This window comes from Streptomyces sp. NPDC020780, from assembly GCF_044334475.1.
GTDB lineage: Bacteria > Actinomycetota > Actinomycetes > Streptomycetales > Streptomycetaceae > Streptomyces.
The window spans coordinates 44,408-67,460 of the sequence record NZ_JBIRTB010000022.1 but is presented as its reverse complement, the minus strand read 5'-3'; the positions used below and the strand labels follow the sequence as shown (position 1 = coordinate 67,460).

At 68.7% G+C, this 23,053-nt stretch carries 19 protein-coding genes and 3 pseudogenes; 9 read left to right on the top strand and 13 right to left on the bottom strand.

What is annotated here, in order from left to right:
* Position 1 precedes the first annotated feature (1 nt).
* The 5 genes from ACH4VO_RS30300 to ACH4VO_RS30280 are packed head-to-tail and all read right to left on the bottom strand — an operon-like array spanning position 2 to position 4,339.
* On the bottom strand, positions 2-1,243 hold the full coding sequence (locus ACH4VO_RS30300) for a cytochrome P450 (RefSeq protein ID WP_360996294.1): 1,242 nt from the start codon (positions 1,241-1,243) through the stop codon (positions 2-4).
* Complete coding sequence (locus ACH4VO_RS30295) at positions 1,240-1,845, bottom strand: ATP/GTP-binding protein (RefSeq protein WP_360996297.1); 606 nt, start codon at positions 1,843-1,845, stop codon at positions 1,240-1,242. Before ACH4VO_RS30295 ends, ACH4VO_RS30300 begins: the two co-directional genes overlap by 4 nt.
* Complete coding sequence (locus ACH4VO_RS30290) at positions 1,826-2,197, bottom strand: DUF742 domain-containing protein (protein ID WP_360996300.1); 372 nt, start codon at positions 2,195-2,197, stop codon at positions 1,826-1,828. The genes ACH4VO_RS30295 and ACH4VO_RS30290 overlap by 20 nt, the downstream gene beginning before the upstream one ends.
* Positions 2,194-2,595 carry a roadblock/LC7 domain-containing protein gene (locus ACH4VO_RS30285; RefSeq protein WP_360996303.1) on the bottom strand — a complete coding sequence of 134 codons (402 nt, stop codon included), beginning with the start codon at positions 2,593-2,595 and terminating at the stop codon, positions 2,194-2,196. Before ACH4VO_RS30285 ends, ACH4VO_RS30290 begins: the two co-directional genes overlap by 4 nt.
* 4 nt (positions 2,596-2,599) lie before the next feature.
* Complete coding sequence (locus ACH4VO_RS30280; RefSeq protein WP_360996306.1) at positions 2,600-4,339, bottom strand: ATP-binding protein; 1,740 nt, start codon at positions 4,337-4,339, stop codon at positions 2,600-2,602.
* Between the two features lie 262 nt (positions 4,340-4,601).
* Between ACH4VO_RS30280 and ACH4VO_RS30275 the strand changes: the two are divergent.
* A pseudogene (locus ACH4VO_RS30275) lies at positions 4,602-5,007 on the top strand (DDE-type integrase/transposase/recombinase); the annotation flags it as partial.
* 393 nt (positions 5,008-5,400) lie between these two features.
* On the opposite strand, the gene ACH4VO_RS30270 reads toward ACH4VO_RS30275, so the two are convergent.
* Positions 5,401-7,560 carry an acyltransferase family protein gene (locus tag ACH4VO_RS30270; protein ID WP_360996309.1) on the bottom strand — a complete coding sequence of 720 codons (2,160 nt, stop codon included), beginning with the start codon at positions 7,558-7,560 and terminating at the stop codon, positions 5,401-5,403.
* Positions 7,561-8,061: 501 nt separating this feature from the next.
* On the opposite strand from ACH4VO_RS30270, the pseudogene ACH4VO_RS30265 reads away from it, so the two are divergent.
* Positions 8,062-8,282, top strand: a pseudogene (locus ACH4VO_RS30265) (transposase); the annotation flags it as partial.
* 142 nt (positions 8,283-8,424) lie between these two features.
* On the opposite strand, the gene ACH4VO_RS30260 reads toward ACH4VO_RS30265, so the two are convergent.
* Together ACH4VO_RS30260 and ACH4VO_RS30255 are read right to left on the bottom strand one after the other, a co-directional pair.
* Positions 8,425-9,009: a DinB family protein gene (locus ACH4VO_RS30260; protein ID WP_360996312.1), complete on the bottom strand. Its 585-nt coding sequence runs from the start codon at positions 9,007-9,009 to the stop codon at positions 8,425-8,427.
* Between the two features lie 715 nt (positions 9,010-9,724).
* The gene (locus tag ACH4VO_RS30255; RefSeq protein WP_360996315.1) at positions 9,725-10,636 is read right to left on the bottom strand and encodes a MerR family transcriptional regulator; all 912 of its coding nucleotides are present in this window, start codon (positions 10,634-10,636) and stop codon (positions 9,725-9,727) included.
* Between the two features lie 386 nt (positions 10,637-11,022).
* On the opposite strand from ACH4VO_RS30255, the gene ACH4VO_RS30250 reads away from it, so the two are divergent.
* The 4 genes from ACH4VO_RS30250 to ACH4VO_RS30235 all read left to right on the top strand — a co-directional run bounded on the left by ACH4VO_RS30250 (position 11,023) and on the right by ACH4VO_RS30235 (position 14,624).
* A complete protein-coding gene (locus tag ACH4VO_RS30250; RefSeq protein WP_360996318.1) occupies positions 11,023-12,333 on the top strand; it encodes an MFS transporter in 1,311 nt (436 codons plus the stop codon).
* Between the two features lie 221 nt (positions 12,334-12,554).
* Entirely contained in the window at positions 12,555-12,800 is a 246-nt protein-coding gene (locus tag ACH4VO_RS30245; RefSeq protein ID WP_360996321.1) for a hypothetical protein, read from the top strand.
* Positions 12,787-13,263: a Clp protease N-terminal domain-containing protein gene (locus ACH4VO_RS30240; protein WP_360996323.1), complete on the top strand. Its 477-nt coding sequence runs from the start codon at positions 12,787-12,789 to the stop codon at positions 13,261-13,263. Before ACH4VO_RS30245 ends, ACH4VO_RS30240 begins: the two co-directional genes overlap by 14 nt.
* Positions 13,264-13,463: 200 nt before the next feature.
* Entirely contained in the window at positions 13,464-14,624 is a 1,161-nt protein-coding gene (locus ACH4VO_RS30235; protein ID WP_360996326.1) for a serine hydrolase domain-containing protein, read from the top strand.
* A gap of 7 nt (positions 14,625-14,631) precedes the next feature.
* Here the strand turns inward: ACH4VO_RS30235 and ACH4VO_RS30230 are convergent, their stop codons facing one another.
* The 3 genes from ACH4VO_RS30230 to ACH4VO_RS30220 all read right to left on the bottom strand — a co-directional run bounded on the left by ACH4VO_RS30230 (position 14,632) and on the right by ACH4VO_RS30220 (position 17,713).
* Positions 14,632-15,432: a hypothetical protein gene (locus ACH4VO_RS30230; RefSeq protein WP_360996329.1), complete on the bottom strand. Its 801-nt coding sequence runs from the start codon at positions 15,430-15,432 to the stop codon at positions 14,632-14,634.
* Positions 15,433-15,962: 530 nt separating this feature from the next.
* Positions 15,963-16,808 (bottom strand): ABC transporter permease subunit, encoded by an 846-nt coding sequence (locus tag ACH4VO_RS30225; protein ID WP_360996332.1) that lies wholly within the window; start codon positions 16,806-16,808, stop codon positions 15,963-15,965.
* Entirely contained in the window at positions 16,805-17,713 is a 909-nt protein-coding gene (locus tag ACH4VO_RS30220) for an ABC transporter ATP-binding protein (RefSeq protein WP_360996335.1), read from the bottom strand. The genes ACH4VO_RS30225 and ACH4VO_RS30220 overlap by 4 nt, the downstream gene beginning before the upstream one ends.
* A 133-nt stretch (positions 17,714-17,846) precedes the next feature.
* Between ACH4VO_RS30220 and ACH4VO_RS30215 the strand changes: the two genes are divergently transcribed.
* Positions 17,847-19,100, top strand: a complete 1,254-nt coding sequence (locus tag ACH4VO_RS30215) for a sensor histidine kinase (RefSeq protein ID WP_360996338.1) — start codon at positions 17,847-17,849, stop codon at positions 19,098-19,100.
* Positions 19,097-19,756 carry a response regulator transcription factor gene (locus ACH4VO_RS30210; RefSeq protein WP_360996340.1) on the top strand — a complete coding sequence of 220 codons (660 nt, stop codon included), beginning with the start codon at positions 19,097-19,099 and terminating at the stop codon, positions 19,754-19,756. The genes ACH4VO_RS30215 and ACH4VO_RS30210 overlap by 4 nt, the downstream gene beginning before the upstream one ends.
* A 361-nt stretch (positions 19,757-20,117) precedes the next feature.
* On the opposite strand, the pseudogene ACH4VO_RS30205 reads toward ACH4VO_RS30210, so the two are convergent.
* Positions 20,118-20,465 (bottom strand): annotated as a pseudogene (locus tag ACH4VO_RS30205) (transposase); the annotation flags it as partial.
* Positions 20,466-20,529: 64 nt separating this feature from the next.
* Positions 20,530-21,168, bottom strand: a complete 639-nt coding sequence (locus ACH4VO_RS30200; RefSeq protein ID WP_360996343.1) for a hypothetical protein — start codon at positions 21,166-21,168, stop codon at positions 20,530-20,532.
* Between the two features lie 324 nt (positions 21,169-21,492).
* Between ACH4VO_RS30200 and ACH4VO_RS30195 the strand changes: the two genes are divergently transcribed.
* On the top strand, positions 21,493-22,887 hold the full coding sequence (locus tag ACH4VO_RS30195; RefSeq protein WP_360996346.1) for an amidohydrolase family protein: 1,395 nt from the start codon (positions 21,493-21,495) through the stop codon (positions 22,885-22,887).
* Positions 22,888-23,053: the final 166 nt, after the last annotated feature.

The following is a 23,053-nucleotide window of genomic DNA, read 5'->3' as shown; positions in this document are numbered from 1 at the left end:
TTCACACCGTGAACTCGACCGGCAGGCTGTCGAGCCGGGATTCCCACGTGGAGGCGGTGGAGGTGAGTTCGTCCGGCTGCACGGCCAGGCGCAGTCCGTGCAGCCGGTGCAGCAGGACACCGATGGCCGTTTCGATGATGGCGTGACCGATGTTCTGTGCGGGGCATTCGTGCGGGCCGGCGCTGAAGGCGAGATGCGAGGCGTTGCCCTGGACCGAGACGCCGGCGTCGGGACGGATCTCGGGATCGTGGTTGCCCGCCGCGAGACCGAGGACGAGGAGATCGCCCTTCTTGACCGGGCAGCCGTCGAGTTCCAGGTCAGCGGTGGCGAATCGCCCCGGCAGCACGGCCAGCGGCGGCGAGTTCCACATCACTTCCTCCACGACCGTGGACATACTCACCTGCCCGCTGGCCAGTCCCGACAGCCAGGAGGTGTCAGTGAGGATGAACTGCAGGGTGCGGGCGAGCAGGTTGCTGGTCGTGGTGTGAGCGGTGATCAGCACGAGACGCAGGTGGTTGACGATCTCGTCCTCGTCCAGGGCCGCTGGGTGCGCGATGAGGCCGGAAGTGAAGTCCGTCCCCGGGTCCGTGCGTTTACGGGCGGCGAGCTCACCGAGGATGTCCATGATGCGCCCGTTGTACACAAGGGCTTCTTCGCCGCCCTTGATGACCTGCTTGCTGGACTCGGCGAGGCTGCGCCCCTCCTTCGCGGGCAGGCCGAAAACGCGGGTCAGTACCAGCATCGGCAGGTACTCCGCGAAGTCGGCGACCAGATCGGCCCGGCCGTCGTCGGCGAACGCGTCGATCTGCTGGTTCGCGAAGTACGTGGCGTGACGGCGGATGCCCCGTCCCGCCGCTGCGTACAGGTTGTCGGTCACCGCGCCGCGCAGTCGGCGGTGGGGTTCGCCGTCCTGGGAGACGCAGTCCGGGCGCCAGCCCAGCATCTGTATCAAAGGGGAGGTGGCCTCGACGCGGCCTTCCTCGAAGTCCCGCCAGGTGCGCGAGTCCCGGCTGAACTGCGAGGGGTTGTCAAGCACCCGGCGGTTCTCCCGGTAGCCGAGTACGAGCCAGGCGGGGACGTCGCCTTCCAGGAGCACGGGGGCGACGGATCCATGCTGCTCGCGCAGGTGCGTGTAGACGGCCTGGGAGACGTCCTCGGCGCCTTGGCCGTAGAGCCGGGTGGCTCCCTCACCATGGGCGACGGGGCAGCCACCCGCAGGCGTCGAAGGAGTCGGGTCGGTCATCGGGGCTCCAGGGCAGCGGCTGAACGGGCTTTGAGGTGCCGGATGAGGGTGACCAGCACGTCCCGGCTGGAGGTTCGGCTGCGGGCGTCGAAAGACACCACCGGTGTGTGCGGGGGGATGTCCAAGGCGTCACGGATCTCCTCGGCGGGGAACTGCTGGGAGTCCGGAAAGATGTTGAGCGCGATGACAAAGGGGACGTCCTGACGCTCCATCTCTTCGATCGCCCGGAAGCTCGACGCCAGCCGGCGGGTGTCCACCAGCACGACAGCGCCGAGAGCGCCCTTGAACAGGCCGTTCCACAGGAACCAGAACCGCTCCTGGCCGGGAGTTCCGAACAGGTACAGCATCAAGGTGTCGCTGAGGCCGATCTTGCCGAAATCCAGGCTGACAGTGGTCTCTGCCTTGTCGGCGACGCCGATGAGGTGATCGTCCTCGGCACTGGCCTGGGTGAGCGTCTCCTCGGTGGTCAGAGGCTTGATGTCACTGACCGAACGGACCATGGTGGTCTTGCCCGTGCCGAACCCTCCGGCGATCATGACCTTCACCGAGCGGGTGCCACCGGCCGCTGTCCCGCCGTGTCGGTCAAAGCCGTTGAAGTCCACTGAGTACCTCCTCAAGGAGTGCGATGTCGGGCCCGCGACCGGCGTCGTATGCCGGGACAGGGTCGCGGGCCTCGACACGGCCTGCCTGTAACAGGTCGGACAGCAGCACCGCAAGGATGTTGAAGGGCAGATGCAGGTGAGCACCGAGCTCGGCCACCGACAGAGGCTCACGGCAACGACGGAGGATCTCCTCGTACTCGTGCCGCATGCCGGCGGAGGGAACGCCCCGCGTGAGGACGAGCGTCGCCACATCGAGGGTCGACGCCGCCTCCCCCGGACCGCTGCGCCCCCCTGTGAGGACGTAGTAGCGCTCGAGACCCGGTGGGTCTGTCGGCCGTCGCGGGGCACTCATCCAGAGTGCTCCTCCAGCCGCGGCGTGGTCCCCAGGAGTTCACCCATTCGCCGGGCGAGGTCCCTCATCTGGTGACCGAGCAACCCTTGGTCAAGGCCTTCACGGGCGAGGACGCCAAGGTACGTTTCCGTGCCCGCGCGGACGACGAAGAGGTGCCCGCCGTCCACTTCGATCATCGCCAGCCGCAACTGCCCGGCGTGTTGCGGGAACTGCTCGGCGACCGGCTGGGCCAGGGCCTGCAACCCGGCGACGACTGCGGCGAAGCGGTCCACATCGTCGGGGTCCTCGGCGCCGTAGGAGGTGATGGCCTTGCCGTCGCTGGAGGCCACGAGGGCGAAACGGATTTCCTTGATGCTCTCCGTGAGGTCGCGGAGAGCCCAGCTCAGGTCAGTCGTCATGGGACTAGTCGCTCTCTTCAGTGCGGTGCTCGGTCGATGCGTCACCCGTGGTGTCACGGCCGTCGGAATCGTCGGTCGTCTGCCCGCCGGTTCTCTCGCCGGTGTCGCGACCGGCCGCAGCGAACGCGGCAAGACCCGCGAACGAGGCGTCAGGCGGTACAGCCCCGAAGGCGGATGGTGCGCTCCGAGCCTCCGGGATGGTCCCCGAGGAGGAGGCCTCACGTCGGCTCCGCCGTCGGGGCAGACCCCCCGGGGTGGTTTCCCCGCTACCGCCGCCGTTCGCTTCGGGCCGGGCGGGCTCCTCCTCGTGGACCGGCGGGGCGACGGTGCCGGGAGCCGGTGTGCTCGACGGCGCCTGAGGCTCGACAGGAGCGGGCATGACGGCCGGGCTGACTGTCGGCAGCGGCCTGAAGTACTTGTGCGGTACGACGACGACGACGGACGTACCCAGCCACGGTGAGTCGGCGAAAGTGACACGGATGCCATATCGGCGGGCGAGGATGCCGACCACCCGGAGCCCGATGTTGGCGTCCTCGGAGACGCCGCCCAGACCGGCGCCGGGCATGGAGCCCGCGAGCGCGTTCGCGACCTCGCGCTTCTTCTCCTCGCTCAGCCCCTTGCCGGAGTCCTGGATCTCGATGCCGACACCGTTGGGAACCTCCTTGCCGGAGACGACCACCGGTTCCGTGGGAGGCGAATAGCGCGCGGCGTTGTCCAGCAGGTGAGCCAGGATGAGTGCGAGGTGGTCCACCAGCCCGCCATCGACACCCAGCTCAGGCAGCTGGCGCAGCTCGACACGGTCGAAGTCCTTGACCCAGCCGATACCGCCACGTACCACGCTCAGCAGACGCTGCGGTTCCTGCCACTGCCGACCCGGGCGGGCTGAACCGCCCAGCACACCGATACTCGCTGCCAGACAGTCGGCGGGACCGATGGCCTGATCGAGCTCCATCAGGCCCTGGGCGACAGCGGGCTGGCGGCCGTGCTCGCCCTGCATCTCATGCAGCCGGCCGCGGAGCATGCTGGTCAGAACGTGGATGCGGCTACCGATGCCGATCACGGCCTGCTCGGCCGAAGTCGACCGGTCCAGCTCGGCCTCCACACCCATCAACGCGGTCCTGAGCACCTTGACGAGCCCGACCCGCAGCTCATCACCAGCCATCGCCCGTTGTTCCACCGTCGGCAGGATGTCGTCGATGGCCTCGCCGGCGCGCAACCGCGCGATCGCCTCGGGCAGATCCCGCTCGTTGAGCAGCGCCACTGCGGCCAGATGATCCTCCAGCCGTTGCTGCCATGCTGCGGCCTGTTCGGCGAGCTGGGCCTCATGCGTACCGGTCTGCTCGGCCAGCCGGCTCTCGTGGGCCCGGACGGACTCCGTGATCCGCGCCTCGTACGTCTGTGCCTGCTCGCCGAACCGCGCTTCCGCCGCGGCGCGCTCGGAGGCTAAACCGTTCTGCAGTTCCGCCAAGCGGTGTTGCCATTGCCGGGCCTGCTCGGAGTACTGGGCGCGTTCGGCTTCCTCCCGGGTCTTCGCTCGGTCCAAGCGGGCGCGGGTACGCACGTACAGGCCTACGCACACGGTGCTGGCGGCCGTCGCAGCGAAGCCGACGACAGCCATTGATATGCGATCCGAGCTCATGAACGTGGCGGCTGACGCGCCGCCGCCCAGGCCCAGAGGCATCAGCCACCAGCCGTGCCGAGCAACAGGTGCCCGTGCCGCCGGAGACGGTGTGGCGAGGTCCATCGACATCCTTCGGGAAGTGGCCGAACAGGGGTGCGCACGGGGACGGCACGTGTGTGTGGCATATCTCGAGCCGACGAGTCACGGCCGTCAACTTGCGTCTACCGCCCGGAGCTTATCGGCAGAGCAGCGAGAATGATCAATTCTCCAGTGGCGCAAGGGTCAGAATCCCGCCAGACCCAGCGATGGGCCGGAGAACCGACGCGTCGCGGTGGGGCCTTGGCCCCTGATGCTGGACACACGAGACACTGGGTCCTGAGGATCGACCTACGGGGCCCCGAGAATCACCGCCGAGCTCCGCGAGACGAGCGGTGAGGCAGTCAATCAGAAGCGGGTCGCAAGGATCATGCGGCCCGTCGGCATCGAAGGGGTCCGGTTGCGCCGCCGGCACCGCACCACCGTCCCCGACCCGGCCGCGGCCCAAGCCCCCGGACCTGATCGGCCGCGACTTCACCGCCACGGTCCCGGACACGAAGTCCGTCGGCGACATCACCTGCCTGCCCCTCGCCGACGGCACGTTCCTCTACCTCGCGACGGTTCTGGGCTGCTTCAGCCGCAAGGTCGTCGGCTGGTCCATCGCCGACCACATGCGCACCAGCCTGGTCGCCGACGCCCTCCACATGGCGGCCCGGACCCGCGGCAGTCTGGACGGTTCCGTCTTTCACTCCGAGCGGTGGTGCGCTGCCAGGGGCTGGCCGGCCAGGGCTGTCAGCGGCCTTGGCCGACACGTAAGCCGGCCCCGTCCCAGGGATGGGCGGGACCGGCTTTCTGCCGTTCGGCGGTGAGTGCCGGCCGTCACACCACCGCTTGCCGGTGCGCCGGTTGATCCCGACGATCCGCGCCGCATCCCTCGTGCTGCAGCCCTGCTCCATGAGCTCGACGTATGCGGCGCGTTCCCGTACGAGCCTCCCGCCGCCCGGCTACCGGTTCTCCCGGATCTCGAGAAGCCCATCGCATCCTCCCTGAGCTGGGGTGTTGCGACGATCACCAGAACGCAAGCAAGTCGGTGGAGCTCCGTGCTGCGGGCGTACGACCAGGGCGGGTCGCCGGCCGTACGCGCTTTCCTACGGGTGCTTGCTCAGGTCGGCCCCGAAGAGGTTCAGGAGTCTGTCCTCGACCAGCGGGGTGAGGGCTTCGACGTAGGCGTCGGCGAGGTGGCCGTAGTCGCGGTAGACCATGGTGTTGCCGACGACGATGGGGCAGTTGCCGGAGGGGGCGCAGATCCAGTCGTAGGGGTCGATGGTGGCGACGTGCTGGGCCTCGGCGGCGGCGAGGATCGCCTTCGTGACGGCGGGGTTGCGGTCGGCCTCGGAGCGGTCGCGGGCACAGGCGGCGAGGTCGTCCGGGTGGGCGACCGCGCAGTCCACGGCGTTGCTCTTCGGCCAGGGGCTGTCCAGCAGGGTCAGCACGCGGGTGCGGCCCTGCTGGAGCATCCGGTAGGTCTCGGCCTGCCCCTTGCCCCAGACCTCGGCGATGTCGCCGTCGCCCCACAGCTTCGCGGACTGGGAGCTGGAGGTGATGACCAGCTCCGGCTGCATCTTCCGGATCTTTTCGATGCTGACGTCGCGCCACGTGTCACAGGTGGCGTACGGCTGGCCCGGGTTTCCCTCGATGGTGATCTGGGAGACCTTGCACGAGTTCTTGGTGAATACGTACAGCCGCCAGTGGTACTTCTTCGCGATGGCGTCCATCGCCGGGAACCACTGGGCGATGTGCGAGTCGCCGAAGAGGACCACACTGTGCTCACCCTTGGTGTCGCCGTACAGGCAGGGCTGGGTCTGCACCACGTCGAACGTCGTCAGGGCGCAGTCGTCGGTGACCACCGCGGTCCGCTTGTACGCCACGTCATGCATGCTCGGCGAGAGGTTGGAGGGGAGCTTGTCGATCCGCTCCCCCAGCAGCCGGGTCAGCGCGGCCTGCGGGTCGGAGGCGCCGTCGAGGGTCTCGCGGGTGTCCTGGTGGGCGGAGCCGGACGCCAGACCCGGCGGGAACTGAGCGGCGACGACCGCGGCCAGCGCGGCGACGGCGGACAGGCTCAGGCCCACCGTCAGACCGCGGCCCGTGCGGGTCTTGAGCGCGCGGTGGAAGCGCATCGGGTTCTCGACCAGGCGCAGGGTCAGCCAGGCCAGCGGGATGCCGCACAGGGCGGCGGCCAGCCGCAGCCGTCCGTGCTCGCCGAACCCGGCGGCGGCCGGGACGAGCAGGATCAGCGGCCAGTGCCATAGGTACCAGGCGTACGAGATGCCGCCGACCCACACGGCCGGACGCAGCGAGAGCAGTGCGCCCGCCCCGTAGCGGCCGCCTGCGGAGCCGCAGGCCAGAACGGCGGCGGCGCCGATGACCGGGACGACGGCGTTGTAGCCGGGGAAGACGGTGCTGTCGTCGAAGACCACGGCGCCGTAGGCGATGGCGGCAAGGCCGGCCCAGCTCAGCACTGCCGCGATCGCCTGCGGGATCTCGTGCAGCCGGTGCGCCGCCAGCGCGAGCAGCGCGCCGACCGCGAGTTCCCAGATACGGCCCTGGGAGCCGAAGTAGGCCCAGGCGGGGGACGTCTCGGTGAGGTGCAGGTTCACGGCGAAGGAGGCCGCGGCCAGGACGAACAGTGGGATGCCCAGCAGGACCCGGCGCCGGAACACCTTCAGGGCGACGATCAGCAGGATCGGCCAGATCAGGTAGAACTGCTCCTCGACCGCCAGCGACCAGAAGTGCTGGAAGGGCGAGGGCGGTACGTCCGTGTTGAAGTAGTCGGTTCCGGTTTCGGCGAGCCGGAAGTTGACGACGTACCAGGCGGAGGCGATGGCGTCCTTGGCGTAGTCCGCGAAGCGCAGCGGGCCGAGAAAGAGCCAGGAGCCGGCCAGGGTCGCCATCACAACGAGCGTGGAGGCGGGCAGCAGGCGCAGCGCGCGGCGGGCGTAGAACCTGCCGAGCCCGATCCTGCCCTCCTTCGCGTGCTCGCGGAGCATCAGCGCGGTGATCAGGAAGCCGGAGATCACGAAGAAGACGTCCACGCCGATGTAGCCGCCGGCGACCTGGGTGACCCCTGCGTGGGAGAGCGCGACGAGGGAGACGGCCACCGCACGCAGACCCTGGATGTCCAGCCGCAGTGCCGCGTGGCCCGCCCCGGTTGTTCCCTTGCCGCCTGTGCCGCCGATATTCGCCGCCGGGGGCGGCTGGGCTTCGTCGGCTGCGGAGCGCGGTCGGCGCGCGATGGGGAGGACGGGCACCGTGAGGTTCTCCTTGCTCGTGAACATCACCGAGGCGCGCGCTCGCGCCCGCCCCGGTACGGTCCAGGGCTCGTCGTCGTCGGGTTCGTCCTCGCCGCGACCGGCGCACCGGATGAACGTCAGTGAAGCCCCGGAGGTAGGCGATCGAACTTAACGTCAACAATGAGCGCACAGGGCGCCATAGCGGTCACATAGTCATAACAAAGGATGCAGCAGGGTTTGACTTGCGGTGGTGACCGTAGTTGGTGACCTCGGTCGGTGACCTCAACTTCACCTGAGGTCGAGCGCCGGCCTACTGAACGTCGGCCGCCGCCACGGCGGCGTGGAACGCCATGGAAGATCCGCCATTCTGAAAATTTGCAGGTCACAGAGGGTGGTGCGGCTCTGGAGTGGGAAGCTCGGGCCGGCCGGGAGCGAGATCGACAGCATCGCCCGTCACGAAACGTTCGAGGGTAGTGCCCGAATCCTTGATGCAGGCGTAGGGGGGCGATTTTGGCGGACATGGAATGGGAACGGCTTCGGCCGTTTCTTCCGGTCAGCAACGGCCGTTGCGAATCGGTGGCGGGATCGAGCACCGGCAGGTGATCGACGGGATCCAGCACCGGGTGCGGACCGGGGTGCAATGGCGTGATCTGCCCGAGCGGTACGGACCGTGGAAGAAGGCGTACGAACGCCACCGGCTGTGGTCGGCCGACGGTACCGGTACCTGGGAACGGCTGCTGTCTGTGAGTCCCATCTGACCTACTCTCACCACTTCCCGCATCTCGGGGGAACCTCAAACCGCTCACCCGACGACTTCACCTGCCCAGGCCTTGGCACAACACATCCAACGACCAACACAGATCAAAGTCATCGGTATTGCACCTAAGCCTTGATTCGTGCGGCCGATCTGGCGGCCTGCTCGATCTTCGCGCAGTGGGCTGCACGGGCTTCCTCGTCGATCTGCTTTTCGTGTTCGGCGCGCAACCCGGTCCGGCCGTCGAGGCTCTCGCGCAGGATGTCGGCGTGCCCGGCATGCCGGATGGTCTCGCCGAGGACATGGATCATGGTGGCGAACAGGTTCGTGTGGGAATAAGGCTCCGGCCACCACGGCGCGTAGCCGGGGGCCTCGAGGGGAAGCTCGTTGATCGTCGCGTCCGAGCGGTCCCATGTGCGCTGGCAGAACCCGATGATTTGATCGCGGGTCTCGTCCTCGGCAGCCCACTGATCGCTGCCGTCGGAGTCCTGCCACCGGGGCAGCGGTTCCGGGGAAGGACGGTCGAAGACCTCGCCGAAGTACCTGGCCTCGACAGTGGCCACGTGCTTGACCAGGCCGAGGAGGTTGGTTCCGGTCGCTGTCAAAGGCCGTCGGGCGTCGTATTCGGACAAGCCGTCGAGTTTCCAGAGCAGCGCCGTGCGGTCCCGCCTCAGTCTGCCGTGCAGGTTGTCCTTCGCGATTTCATCGATCATGCGGCCTGAGCCTTCCATGGACTGTTCGTGGTCTCAGGAACCCGTACGTGCTCCGCAACAGCTGGCAGAGCCACGGTTAAGGCACTCCTCACCCAACCAGCTCCCGGGCATGACTGTCTGCCAGAAAGACACGGGGGTGTGGGTGGGGGCGTGACGGCTCGCGGCCGACCTGACCTGCGACGGTTACTGCGCAGGAGAATTACACGCATGCTGATCGGTGCCGTTCTCTGATCCCGTTGAACAGTTCGGAACGGGGGCCGGGGAGGTGGGCGGGTGCCAAGTGGTGATCCAACACCCCGTAGCAAGTCCTCCGGTCTCCAAGATCATCCGTGGCGGGCGTTCTGGCGTATCTGGGTTGTGCCCCTCGATCCGCGCGGGCTCGCGGAAACTGAAGGTTCCTCAGCATGAATCCGCCGGCTCGTTGCCCTGATTTTGCGGGATGGACCTGCGGGTTGGAGCTCAACCCGCAGGGTCGACGTCGGCGGACTGCGCCAGCAGGGCGCGTGCGGAGTCCGCTTAGCGCATCGCGGTCTCTCATCGTGCCCGAAGACCTCGGCAAGGTGGAGGGAGTCGGGGTCTCGGACCATGGCCTCTCTACGTTGCCGGTCGACGCGTAGCCGCCGCCTGCCCGCGCACCGCAGCACTGATCCAATGGTTGCCGGCTCGGCTGGCCCAGGGGAACTCACGGGATGGCGCACGAGCACAATACAGCCGGTCACGCCTGGCCTACGGCGCGTAGGGCCCGAGCCAGCCATTCCAGCTCCTTTGTCGCGTCGGGCGCCGAATCCTGCCCACGCACGCGGGCGACAAGCCTGCGGTAGTGCTCCGCCCGTGCCTCGAACCCGGCCTCCAAGCTGCGCAGCACGGCGGCCCGATCGGCGTCGCCGAACAGCTCGGACAACATTTCGGCCGCCTCCGGTCCTTCGGGGGCGACCCCGCGTTCTCTGACCACCGCGACGGTCTGCGCGACCTGCCTGGCCCACCAGATGGACGCCCCGGGGGGACGACCCTGCCCCGGTACGGGCGTGTTGAGCTTCATCCATGTGCGCAACCGGGCGCGAAAGCCGGGGTCCCGCACCAGTTCGGCCAGTTCGATCCACGCGTCGACTTGCTCAGGTGTGGGATCGTCGGGCAATTCGATACTCAAGGTGCGCAGGCGGTCGCGCAGACGCGGCTCGACCTCGAGGCCGCCGAACACCTCCTCCTTGAATTCGTCGATGATCTGCTTGCGTTCGGCGGCGGAAAGCCGCGCCAACCGGTTCATCAGTGCTGTCTCCTCAGCGGTGGAACCACGTGTCGCCACGGTGGACAGGACGGCCCGGCTCACCTTGAGCGAGCGGATCTGTGTGTCGAGCGCGGCCACGTGCGCGTCGGCGACCTCGGCGACCGTGGTCCGACCGCTCAGCACCCCGCACACGTCGTCGAGCCCGAGGCCCAGCTCCCGAAGGGTACGGACCAGCTCGACGCGGGCCACGGACTCAGCGTCGTACAGCCGGTAGCCGCGCGCGGAGCGGGCCACGGGCGGCACCGCTCCCTCGTCCGACCAGAAGCGCAGGGTACGCACCGGAAGTCCGGTGCGGTGGGAGAGCTGGCCGATGGTGAGCACGTCGGGGCGTTCGTCGTCCATGGGAAAGATCCTGGAGCCTCCAGCCGCTGGAGACTCAAGAGCCTCAGTGCGACCACCCGTGAGTTCTCCAGAGCTCTGCTGAGTTCCCTCACCCCCGCCGGCGCCGACAGCATGCGCCTCCTCGCTTTCGATCAGACCGCAGATTGATCAGATCGAATGAGGAAACCTCAGGAATTCCGAAGTTACGTCACCCGCTGGCCGAGCACGCAAACGAGACTGAGCCCCAGGCCAGGGGCTCAGGACCCCAGCAGGGGCGACGGGAACTCACGAGATGTCGCACATTCGCGCCGGGCGCGTCGTCTATGCCGAAAGAAAAGACCCCCCTCGCCTGCCGTTCCCTGGGAAAGGGTCGTGGGGTCGGTTCCGTTGATGTGTGGAGGTAGCCCGTGGGCCTGGACCTGAGCCGTGTGATGCGCTCTTCGCCGTACTGGCCGGTGATCAGTCACACGACGCTGCGGCGGGTCCTCCCGGGGTTCGCCGTCTCCTCGCTGGGTGACGGCATGGCCGTGGTGGCGGTGAGCTGGCTGGCGATCGAGCTGGCGCCGGCCGCGGAGCGTAGCGTCTGGGTGGCGCTGGCGGCGGCCGCCTACACCCTGTCCGGGGCGGTGGGCGCGCTGCTGCTCGGCCGCTTCCTGCGCCACCGCCGTCCCACCCAACTGGCTGGCTGGGATGCGGCGTTGCGGGCGGGCGCGCTGGGGGCCATCCCGGTGCTGCACGCCTTCGGAGCGCTCGGCATCGAAGGGTACGTCGCGCTGCTGGCGGTCTCCTCTGTACTGCATGCCTGGGGGCAGGCGGGTGTCTACACGCTGATCGCCAGGGTGCTGCCGGAACGCGACCACCTGGCGGGCAACGCCGTGCTGTCCGGTGTGGGGTCGATCGCCACGGTGGTCGGGCCGCCCCTGGCCACGCTGCTGATCGTGTTCGGGGGCCCAGCGACGGTGCTGGCCGTGGACGCGACGACGTTCCTCGTCCTTGCGGTCACCCACCTCGTCGCCGTCCCCAAGGACGCGGTCCCGGAGCCCGAGGACGACACGGCCTCGCGAACGGCCGGTTTCGCGGTGATCCAGCGCATCCCCGCACTGTCCGGCCTCCTCGCCCTGAGCTTCGCGTTCTTCTTCCTCTTCGGCCCGGTGTACGTGGCACTCCCGCTGCACGTGTCGGACGACCTGGGCGCCTCGGCCGGTGTGCTGGCGGCGTTCTACACGGCCTTCGGCATCGGCGCGGTACTGGGTTCGGTGCTCACCGGCTTCCTCAGCCGGTGGCGGTTGTGGCCCACAACGGTCGGCATCGTCATCGGCTTCGGCGCGCTGATGCTCCCCCTGGGCCTGGGTGCCCCGACGGCCGTGTCGGTCGTCTGCTTCGGGATGACCGGACTGCTCTGGCCGCCGTACTCGTCGCTGTCGACCGCCCTCTTCCAGCGCTCGGCACCCAGCGCGCTGCTGCCGCAGGCACTCGCGGCGAGCTCCGCCGTCCGGGTGCTGTCGGTGCCCCTGGGCACCGCACTCGGCGGACCGCTGGTGGCCGGCCTCGGCGCGGTCGGAGCGCTGCGCCTGTCCGGTGCGGGCATCGCGGTGGTGGGTGTGGTCGCCGCCGCCGCGCTGACCCTGCGCGCCGCGCACACGCGCCCCGAGCCGACGGCGGGCGCCACGGAGTCGGCCGGCACGGACACGGGGACAGGGGCGGAGGCACGGCCGTAGCCCGGCAGCTGAGGGCTACCGCCTGGGCGGGGGCGCGATAGGCCTGTTCGGGTCGGCGACCTTCAAGGCCGAACAGGTCCTGCGGCGCCGCCCCAGCTACGACGAACGCTCACCCGACAGGGTGGCCCGTGGTCACGAGCCTCCGACGGGATCGCTGCACCCCGCCCCAGTCATTGGCAACTGTAGTTGACTATCTTCGTTAGTCAACTACAGTTGCTTGCATGTCCGTCGGTGAGAATTCCCTTCCTCCTGAGCCCGCTGACGCTCTGGCGGCTGTCGTGGCGTTGCGGCGTCTTGCCGATCAACTGGAGGACGCCGCTGTCGAGCAGGCCATGCGGACGGGCTGGAGCTGGCCGCAGGTCTCCGAGGCTCTCGGTGTAACCCGCCAAGCCGTCCACAAGAAGCACGCCAAGCGGCTCATCGCTTCCGGAGTCAAGCTGAGGAGGCGCGGCGATGAGCGCGTTTGACAAGTACCTGCATGCGGTCATCGTGCGGGCGATGGACGAAGCTCAGGATGATGGGTCGGCGACCATCGACGCGCACCATCTTCTGTTGTCGCTCGCCGCCGATCAGGGGTCTACCGCTCAGCAGGTCCTGGCCTCGGCCGGGCTCGATCGCGCTGCTGTCCGCGAGGCACTGGATCGAGAGTTCGAGCACAGCCTGAGCATGGTTGGAGTGTCTCCAGCCGCATATGGCCTTCCCCAGCCGGGCCACGCTTCCCAGCAGCCAAAGATGGGTGCGTCCGCCAGACTCGCACTGGAGCGGAGCTTCGCCTCCGCTCGCAAGGAGGACCTGCAGTCAGCGCATCTGCTGCTCGGGATCCTGCAGGCTCGAATCGGCACCGTGCCACGTGCTCTCGCCTTGGCCGGTGTCGATCCGGCCAAGCTGGCGGACCGCGCACGGCAGACGCTCACCAGCCAGGATCAGTGACCACCGGAAACAGCTGACCCAGCCAGTTCACCCGGCGGCCGTGCCCTTGCCGTGGTGTGCAGTGAGTCCTGAGGCGTGCGTGATGTATCGCACGCTGAGCTGGGCACTAAGCCCCAGGTGAGAGCGGGTTGGCCAGTGATTCACGCTGTGGAGAGGGGCCGGGCGGTCATCCACGGGTCACATACGACAAGGAGGACCACATGCACCAACACACCGCTCATACAGACAACGGCCGACCGGGTGCCGAACCGGCCAAAGCCGGGGACGCGGTATCCGAGTCCGCGCCGGCCTCAGGGGCCGAGGGCCACGAGGCGGTCCAGCGCTTACTTCAGCAAGCTGTGACTCAAGGTGGCCTTCCGGGCATTCTCGCTGAGATTTGCGACGGCGACCGGCAGTGGTTCGGGATCGCAGGTGTGGCCGACACCCGAACCGGCCGCAAGCGTTCACAGCAGGACCGGTTCCGCATCGGTAGCATCAGTAAGACGTTCGTGGCCACCGTCGTGCTGCAGCTGGCGGCGGAAGGCAGGCTGAGCCTGGATGACACCACGGAACAGTGGCTGCCCGGCGTGATCCACGGCCACCACCACGACGGTGCCAGGGTGAACATCAGGACGCTGCTCAACCACACCAGCGGGATCTTCAACTACACCGATGACCAGGAAGCGCTGAACCGTTACGAGACACACCCGCCTGAGTCGCTGGTGCAGATCGCCATGTCCCATCCGCCCACCTTCACCCCGGGTTCGGGCTGGGCGTATTCCAACACCAACTACGTCCTCGCGGGCATGATCATCGAACGGGCCACCGGCCGCGCGCTTGCCGAGGAGATCACAGAGCGGATATCCCACCCATTCGGCCTGACTGGTACGTACCTGCCGCACAACAGCGACCCGACGATCCACGGGCCACACTCCCGGCACTACACGAAGCTGTTCCAGATCGACCCCGGCGCGCCGGTCCACGACGCGACCGAACTTGATTCATCCATGTTCTGGGCAGCCGGCGGCATGATCTCCACCGCCGGGGACCTCAACCGGTTCTTCCGCGCCCTGCTGGGGGGCCGGATACTGCCACCGGACCAACAACGCGACATGTTCACCACCGTGCCCACCCACGACTGGATTCCCAACGCCGCCTACGGCCTCGGCGTATCCTCAGTGAGACTGCCCTGCCGGGAAACGGTCTGGGGCATGGGGGGTGCGCTCTTCGGATCGTGGTCCTATGCCTACGGCAGCCGCGATGGCGAACAGATGATCACCATCAACGTCAACGGTGACTGGAGCAATGGCGGTTGGGACGACCCCATCGGCATCTTCACCGATCTACTTCAGGCGAAGTTCTGCCGCCGGAGCCATACCTGAACACCGATCACGGGTTGGCCTTGGCCGGCTCCTGATACTCACGCCTGCCCGTCGTCGTCCTCGTCCAGCTCCGGCGCACCCGGGTCGTACAGCGGGCGCAGACCACCGTCGACCGGGGTGGACGTGCCTGTCCTCGGCGTGTATGTGAGGGCACTGTGGCGGAGCCGGTGGAGCGTCCAGCCACCAGGTCCTCGATGTCGTTAGGTGAGGCCAGCGGATTGGCCAGCAGCCGTGTGTTCTCCTCGAAGATCTCCTCGGCCCGGCGGTAGGAGAGCCGGGCCCGGCGGGTCTCCTCGCACACGTCCAGCGTCGCCGTCCCGGCCGGCGCCCTTCGGCCGGTGCGAACAGCGGGCCGCGCGGGCGGCGGGCGATGAGGCGGGGCAGGGGCGGGGCGGTGCCGGACTGACTGCCAGTGGATCCACTCCGTCGCCCCGCCCTTCGCAGTGATCTTCCCGCGCTTGTCCTGCGGGTATAGATCCTCCGCGCTCAGGCAGAGCACGTCATCGGCGCGGGCGGCGGATTCGTAGAGCATCCTCCAGAACGACTTCTCCCGCAGGGCGACGTCGAGACGCCACAGAGCGGCGATCTGGTTCTCCGCGAGGGCTTCGGTGCGGTCCGACGGTGCCCTCCGCCGCTCGATGCCGATCGTCGAATCGCCGAGGATCCAGCCCTGGCGCTGCCACCAGCCGATCGCCTTGCGTACAATGGACTGCTCTCGGTTGACGGTATCGGCGTCCATCTCGTCAGCCCGCGCGGCAACCGGCTCCGCCAGGACCTCTGGCAGCGCGGGAGTGTCGATTGCGGCCACCGGGGAAACGGGCGGCTTCGCACCCTGGCGGGCCGGCCCGGTCTGCGGCGATTCGCCGGCGAACATCCACCCCATGTCGGCAGCGAGATCCGGTAGACCCTGGCGGAGGACTTCGCGATGCCCGCGCCGGTGAGGTATCGCTCGACCGCTGCGGTGAACGTGGCCGGAGGCGCGGACAGGGGCTTCACCCGGGCGCGCGGCAACCTGAGCGCGCCCCCGGTCGCGATGATCACAGTAGGGGCTCTGGCGCGGTAGATCCGACACTTACTGCGGCCGCACCCTGATGAGCCATCGGGCCACGAAAGTCCGAGAAGCCGACCTTGCAACCGCATCGTCGCTGCCAACCGCTGCACCGCAAACCTTCACGGCGAACGCACCCCCGAGCGTTACCCAGCGCTACATGTCCGTTCGCCGTAGCCACTCGAGAACAGGGCCTGGACGACCGGGGACGGCCGTAAGCCGTTCTTCGACGCAGCTGCGGGATGGCTGCGCGGCACTGGGAGGACATCCCCGACAGTTGGCCGGCCGTCTCACTGGTCGCGCCGTTGTGCGCTGGTGACGGCGAGCACGGCTGCGGTGAGCGCCCACACCGCATAGACGGTCCAGGCTCCGCCGGTCGTCCACGGGAAGTCGGTCTGGCGGGGGCCTACCTCCACGAGCCGCAACCACGCCTGATAGAGCGTGGCGTGCCCGGCGACCGCCGACCAGTGGCGGCCTTCGGTGAAGACGATGGGCAGCACGAGGATGACCGCCACCGCGGCGATCATGGTGGCCGAGGTGTGCCTGATGACGGAGCCGATGGCCATGCCGACGACCGCGCACACGGGCGCAAGGAGGGCGGACGCCACTACGGCACGCAGGGCGCCCGGGTAGCTGATCGAGATGCCTGCGTCCCGGCCGTCGAGGATCGCCTGCGTCAGGCCGAACGAGGCCCCCGCGACGATCAAGCCGAAGACGGTGGCGACCGCGGTGACGACCACCGTTTTGGCGGCCATCACCGAACGGCGGGCCGGAACGGCCGCGAACGTCGTACGAATGGTGCCCGTGCTGTACTCGCCGATGATCGCGACTGCGCCGATGGCACCGAGGGCGAGCATCATGACCACGGCGGCGTTCGCCGTGAACGCCTCCTGCAGCGGAATTCCGGCCCGGACGTAGTCGGCCCGGTCTGCCGCGCTCCGCTCCGGCCAGTAGTTGTAGGTGTCGTAGGCGGTCCCCGCGTTGAACGCGATGACGGCCAGGGCGCTGGCCCCGTACGCGATCCAGGTCGAGCGCAGCGACCGGAGCTTGATCCACTCGGCGACCACCAGGTCGTAATAGCGGGCGCGGGGTTCGTCGGGGCCAAGTCCGCCAACGGGAGCGTACGTCGTGGTCACTGGGGGTCTCCTGCGAGGTATTGCACGCTGTCGGCGGTGAGCTCCATGAACGCCTCTTCCAAGGAGGCGGACCGGGTGCTGAGGTGATGCAGCGGAATACGCTGCTCCATGGCGATCTCACCGATCCGGACCGCGGTCACACCAGTCACAGCAAGCAGTTCGCCCGCCGTGTCCACTACCGCGCCCTCGGCCGTCAGCAGATCTCTCAGGACGTCAGCGGCGGGCGTACCCACCGTGACGCTCAGCCCAGTGCCGCTAGCGGAGAACTCCGTGAGGCTCTCGGCCGCAATCAGCTCACCGCGGCCGATGACGATCAGCTCGTCGGCGGTGTGCTCCATCTCGGACATGAGATGGCTGGAGACAAACACCGTGCGGCCCTCGGCGGCCAGACGCCTGAACAGGTCACGCACCCACTTCACGCCTTCCGGGTCAAGGCCGTTGAGCGGCTCGTCGAAGAGCAATACCGGTGGTTCGCCAAGCAGGGCGGAAGCGATGCCGAGCCGCTGCTTCATGCCGAGCGAGAATCCGCCGATGCGGCGCCGGGCGACCTCGGCGAGGCCGACCTCCCGCAGAACCTCCTCCACCCGGCGCTGCGGGATGCGGTTGCTGCGGGCCAGGGCGGACAGCTGCGCCACCGCGCTGCGCCCGCCGTGCACATCGTGCGCGTCGAGAAGGGAGCCGACATGACGCAGGCCGCGGGGCCGGTCGCGGAAAGGGCGGCCGTCGACGGTGACGGTGCCACTGGTGGGCTCATGCAAGCCGAGGATCATCCGCAGCGTGGTGCTCTTGCCGGCGCCGTTCGGACCGAGAAACCCGGTCACCTGGCCGGGCCGCACAGTGAAGGTCAGATCTTTGACGGCCGTCGTGCCGCCGTATCGCTTCGTGAGCTCGTTGACTTGGATCACGGGGACAACGGTGCCGGTGGGCGACCCCGCCCGTAATCGGACCACCGATGACAATCGGAGAGGACGGGTGTCAACCCTGGTTGTACGGCCACGGTCGGATGTGCCGTCAGATGCAGGTGCCTACGATCAATGCATGTCCGCCTCACCGCCGCTGCCGTTGCCATTGGTCAAACGCATACCGCCGGGCCTGTGGACGGCACTGGCGTGGTACGCGGCAGCAGTGGAACCCATCGTCGAGTACGTAGTGATGCCGCAAGTGCCGACATACTCGCTCAACTACCCCCAGGACGGGCTCGACTCGCTCGGAGCCCAGGCGCTGCTCGCCGTCGCCTTCGTGCTGATCCTGGCCGGCAGCGCGGTGCTGCGTCGCAGGACCTCCGCGGCGTACGGTCTGGTGATCGTCGGTACGGTCATCTCGACGGCGGCCTGGCGTCAGGATGAGATTCCGCCCACGCAGTTCCTGGCCGTGGATATCGCCCTCTGCTACATCGCAGCCACCCGGCCTCGGCGGAGCTCGCTCACCGCGGCCGCCGCAGCGCTCGGCACACTCGCCGGCTACCTCGTCCTGCGGTTGATCACGGGCGACGATTCCAGCATCGCACAGGAGCCGTTCGTGGCGCTGACCGTGGTCATCGCCTGGCTCATCGGTAATTCGTCGCATCAGGCCCGGGCCCACACCGCAGAGTTGCACGCCCGGGCCGCCGCCGAGGCCGTCACCGCCGAACGGCTGCGCATCGCCCGCGAGATGCACGACACCGTCGCCCACAGCATCGGCATCATCGCCCTGCAGGCCGGCGCCGCAGCCCGGGTCATCGAAACCCAGCCAGCCAAAGCCCGCGAGGCGATGCTCACCGTGGAGATGGCGGGCCGCGAGACGCTGTCCGGGCTGCGAAGGATGCTCGGCGCGCTGCGCCAGGCCGACCACGGTGAGGAACGCCAAGGCCGTGCGCACGGGCCGGCGCCCCTGCGCCAGGCCGCCGGCCTGGCGAACGTGGAACAGCTCGCCGCGACGACCACGGCCGCCGGAGTCCGCGTGGAGGTGCGGTGGCAGGGCAGGCGTCGCCCGCTGCCAGCCGACATCGACCTCGCGGCGTTCCGGATCGTCCAGGAGTCGGTGACCAACGCCGTACGGCACTCGGGTGCCGATTCCTGCCAGGTGCGCCTCGACTACCGCGCGGACGAACTCGCCGTCGAGGTCTCGGACCGAGGGAAAGGCGGCGGCACCAGCACGGACACCGGATACGGCCTGATCGGCATGCGCGAGCGGGCCGCCCTGCTGCATGGCGATTTCACGGCCGGGCCCCGTCCCGGGGGCGGCTTCCTGGTAGCGGCCAGACTCCCGGTACCGGCCGGGACCGAGGCAGAAGCGAAGGCAGGAGCCAGATGACCATCCGTGTCGTGCTCACCGACGACCAGCCCCTGGTCCGGGCCGCCCTGCAGATGGTCATCACCGACACCGCTGACATCGAGGTGGTGGGCGAGGCAGAAGACGGCGCGGAAGCGGTACGACTGACGGAGGAACTCGCCCCCGACGTCGTCGTGATGGACCTCCGGATGCCCGGCATGGACGGCATCGAGGCCACCCGGCTGATCACGACGGGCACCGGCTCCACACGCGTCGTCGTCCTCACGACTTTCGACGACGACGACTACGTCTACGGGGCGCTGTACGCCGGCGCCTCCGGATTCCTCGTCAAGGACATGGCCCTGGACGACATCCTCGCCGCAATCCGGATCATTGCCGCCGGGGACGCTCTGATCGCACCAGCCGTCACACGCAGGCTGATCAAAAGGTTCACCACCCGACCCCCAGCGTCACCGCCGCGGCGGTCGGAGCTCGACGGCATCACCGCCCGGGAACGCGAGGTGCTGACCCTCGTCGGCCGGGGCCTGTCCAACACGGAGATCGCAGGCGAGCTCTCCATCAGCATCGCCACCGCCAAGACCTACCTGACCCGCCTGCTCGCCAAGCTCAATGCCCGTGACCGGGTGCAGCTGGTGATCCTGGCCTACGAGGCGGGCCTGGTGGCAACATCCCAGTGAGTGGACGGACTCCCCGCACAGCGAGCACCGGCGGACGGTGCGCGATCCACCCGAGTCCTATCCAACCCCGCCTGCCGTCACCCTCTCTGTCAGCCTTGGGTGAGACACCTCGCCGCGGTGGGTTAGCCTGAGAGGGCACGACAGGAGAATCACCCCTTATGCCACGCGCTGAGCCCGTCGGGTCCGATCCGGCGCCGAGGCCGAAGCGCCGTACCTTCACCTCGGAGTACAAGCTGCGAATGGCTGCTGCTGATCACGCCCTGCAGGACAGATCGTTGCCAGCGGGTGAGGAACTGCTCGGCTCTCCTGCTGGAATGCGCGAGAGGAGTTGCCCATCACCGCGGCGACCGGTGCGTAACGGAGACCAGCTCTTTCGTCCTTGCAGGGTCTCGCGTTTGAAGGTCGCGTTGAAGGACTCGGCGAGTGCGTTGTCCGCGCTGGACCCGACCGCGCTCATGCCGCGCCGGACCCCTGCTGATCTGCAGGCTTCGGCGAATGCCCTGCTGGCGTACTGGGCTCCGTGGTGGGTGTGCATGATCGATCCGGCGAAGCTGCCGCCGGTGCGGACTGCCGCGGCGAGGCCGCCGGTGAGGAGGTCCGCGCGCATGTGGTCGGCGATCGCCCAGCCGGCCAGACAGCGCGAGGCGAGGTCGATGACGGTCGCCAGGTAACAGAACGTCCCGCCGCCGATGGGCAAGTAGGCGATGTCGCTCTCGTGGTCACTGACGAAGAACATGGTGTGATCGCCGCCGCCGATCACGCCAAGCTGGGCATTACTGTTCCTGACCCCCAGGCGTGAACGGACCGCTCGCGGGGGCCACGCATGTCTCGACGACGGTCGCCTCGCCGGCCGCCGATCCCTCCAGGCAGAGCCGGCCGCCCTTCTCCCGCAGGTCGAGGAAGAACCGCGTGGTCGCACCGGACTGCTCCAGGTCATAGATGCGCTCGTCGACGTAGCCCAGGTTATTCAGGATCGTCTTGACCTTCGTGGGGGTGGGGTCCGCCAGATCCCAGAGGGCCTGGGCGATGCGCTCCTCGTGGAGGTGGCTCGCGCACCAGTCGCGCCCGTCCAGCTCCACTTCCGGTCCCGCCGTGGGCGAGATCGGCACGACCGTGTCGAGCGGCGGCTCCACGCCGGGCGGTGCCGCCGGCGGAGTGCTCGGCTGGGCCACGGGCGGGGCGCCCGGAGGGGGGCACGACCGCTCGATGTACTCCTGTATCTCCGCAAGGGGCGGATCAGGCTGCTGGCTTTCCACGGCCTGTGCGCGCACGACCTGCTCTTCGCCGGCGGTCGTCTTCATGGTGCCGCACCCGCCCAGTGCCAGCACGGCGAGGGCGGTAAGGGCCAGGGTGAGCCGCGGCCGACCCGAGGAGCGGGTGAATGTTCTGGTCGAGGCGGGGATTCGTCTCATGGGCACAGCCTCTACTCAAGCCGCCCCCCGAGCGTGAGTACGCGTACTCACGTGGGCCGCAAGAGTCACTCACACCTTGGTGACGGGCCAGGACGTCGAGGCGCGGGCCGGCGGTGTCCCCCTCGGGCGGGACGTACCGCAGGGCGACACGGGATCCGTCGCGCCCCGCCGGGGAGCCGGCCGCTGAGGGAGCGCGCGGTGAGCCCGGGTGTGCTGTACCTGGGCAGAGGGCGGCCTGGTTGCTCCTGCCAGGTGGGCCGAGGCTGGGGTCACCGTCCCCCCGGCCCGGGCTCCGCGCCCTGGCCCGATGAACAGGATCCCCTCTTGAGTTCCTCCGACACCACCAGCCCGGCTGTGCTCGAACAGCTTCAGCAGCGGTCCGCCGACCCGAGGCGGCGCGTCCTGTTCGCCGGGGCGACCCTCGTCACCATGGACGCGGACCTCGGTGTCCTGCACGGCGCCGACCTGCTCGTCGAGGGCGACACGATCACCGCGATCGGTACCGGCCTGAGTCGGGACGGTGCGGTGGTCGTCGACGCGGCGGGCACGATCCTCACTCCGGGCTTCGTCGACACCCACCGACACGCCTGGCAGACGCAGCTGCGCCGGATCATGCCGGACGTCGACGACCTCGGCGCCTACGTGATGTCCACCCTCGCCGGATATGCCACCGTCTACCGGCCCCACGACATGTACGTCGGCACGAAACTGGCCGCGCTGACGGCGATCGACAGCGGCATCACGACCATGCTCGACTTCTCCCACAACTCCCGCACTCCCGAGCACTCCGACGCCGCCGTCCAGGCGCTGATCGACACGGGCATCCGCGGGGTGCACGCCTCGATGGGGCCGCACTTCGGGGACTGGGACAAGCAGTGGCCCGGTAACCTGGCCCGGCTCAAGGACTCGTACTTCGCCGCCGGGGACCAGATGCTGACCCTGCGCCTGGCCGCTCTGGCCACCGACGAGATCGCCGGGCCCGCTCTCGCCTACGGTCCCGAACTCGCCCGCACGGCCATGGATCTGGGCATCGGGGTGAGCGTCGACGCCGTCTTCGGTGCCTCCTCCTCGGCGGCCGTCGTGAAGTGGGCGAAGGACGGCCTTCTGGGTCCGGACCTCACCCTCGTCCACGCCACCGGGCTGACCCAGGCGGCGTGGAAGGCGGTCGGGGAAAGCGGTACGACGATCGCCCTGGCCCCGACCTCGGACGCCCAGATCGGTCTGGAGACCGCGATCCCCGCGATCGACGAGGCCCTGGCCGTCGGGGTGCGACCCGGGTTGAGTATCGACGTGGAGGTGGCACTGGTCAGCGACATGTTCACGCAGATGCGGACCCTGCACGCCATCCAGCGGATGCGCGCGGTCAACGCCGTCCACGGCACCGAGCAGCAGCCTGCCCGGATCACCACCCACGACGTCCTGGACTTCGCCACCCTCCAAGGCGCCCGCACCAACGGCCTGGAAGGCGTCACCGGCTCGCTCACCCCGGGCAAGAAGGCCGACCTGCTGGTCATCCGGGCCGAGGACCTCAACAACATGCCGCTCAACGACGCCGTCGGCACCGTCGTGCTCGGCTCCGACGCCCGCAACATCAGCGCCGTCCTCGTCAACGGGCAGCCCCGCAAGTGGAACGGCCAGGTCCTCGACGTCGACCTGCCCGCCCTGCGCGACGAGGTCCACGCTTCCCGCGAGTACGTACTGAACACCCCGGCGGCCTGATCCCGCCGCTCCTTCCGGCCGCGACGGCCCCCTCCCCCTGCTGCCCCTCCTGCTTCCCGCAGGGCGGCAGTAGGGGCAGCCGCTCTCCTCTCCTTGCGACCGAAGCAGGTACTGGCATGTCCTTCGCCCTTGGTTGAGCCCTCACCGTGACGGCAGCGCGCTGCGT

Bases quoted from the DNA above. Each gene is read 5' to 3' on its own strand.
- ACH4VO_RS30260 (WP_360996312.1), bottom strand. From the start codon at position 9,009: ATGATCGATGAAATCGCGAAGGACAACCTGCACGGCAGACTGAGGCGG.
- ACH4VO_RS30245 (WP_360996321.1), top strand. From the start codon at position 12,555: ATGTCCGTCGGTGAGAATTCCCTTCCTCCTGAGCCCGCTGACGCTCTG.
- ACH4VO_RS30290 (WP_360996300.1), bottom strand. From the start codon at position 2,197: ATGAGTGCCCCGCGACGGCCGACAGACCCACCGGGTCTCGAGCGCTAC.
- ACH4VO_RS30200 (WP_360996343.1), bottom strand. From the start codon at position 21,168: ATGAGACGAATCCCCGCCTCGACCAGAACATTCACCCGCTCCTCGGGT.
- ACH4VO_RS30300 (WP_360996294.1), bottom strand. From the start codon at position 1,243: ATGACCGACCCGACTCCTTCGACGCCTGCGGGTGGCTGCCCCGTCGCC.
- ACH4VO_RS30235 (WP_360996326.1), top strand. From the start codon at position 13,464: ATGCACCAACACACCGCTCATACAGACAACGGCCGACCGGGTGCCGAA.
- ACH4VO_RS30280 (WP_360996306.1), bottom strand. From the start codon at position 4,339: ATGGACCTCGCCACACCGTCTCCGGCGGCACGGGCACCTGTTGCTCGG.
- ACH4VO_RS30255 (WP_360996315.1), bottom strand. From the start codon at position 10,636: ATGGACGACGAACGCCCCGACGTGCTCACCATCGGCCAGCTCTCCCAC.
- ACH4VO_RS30240 (WP_360996323.1), top strand. From the start codon at position 12,787: ATGAGCGCGTTTGACAAGTACCTGCATGCGGTCATCGTGCGGGCGATG.
- ACH4VO_RS30285 (WP_360996303.1), bottom strand. From the start codon at position 2,595: ATGACGACTGACCTGAGCTGGGCTCTCCGCGACCTCACGGAGAGCATC.
- ACH4VO_RS30215 (WP_360996338.1), top strand. From the start codon at position 17,847: ATGTCCGCCTCACCGCCGCTGCCGTTGCCATTGGTCAAACGCATACCG.
- ACH4VO_RS30210 (WP_360996340.1), top strand. From the start codon at position 19,097: ATGACCATCCGTGTCGTGCTCACCGACGACCAGCCCCTGGTCCGGGCC.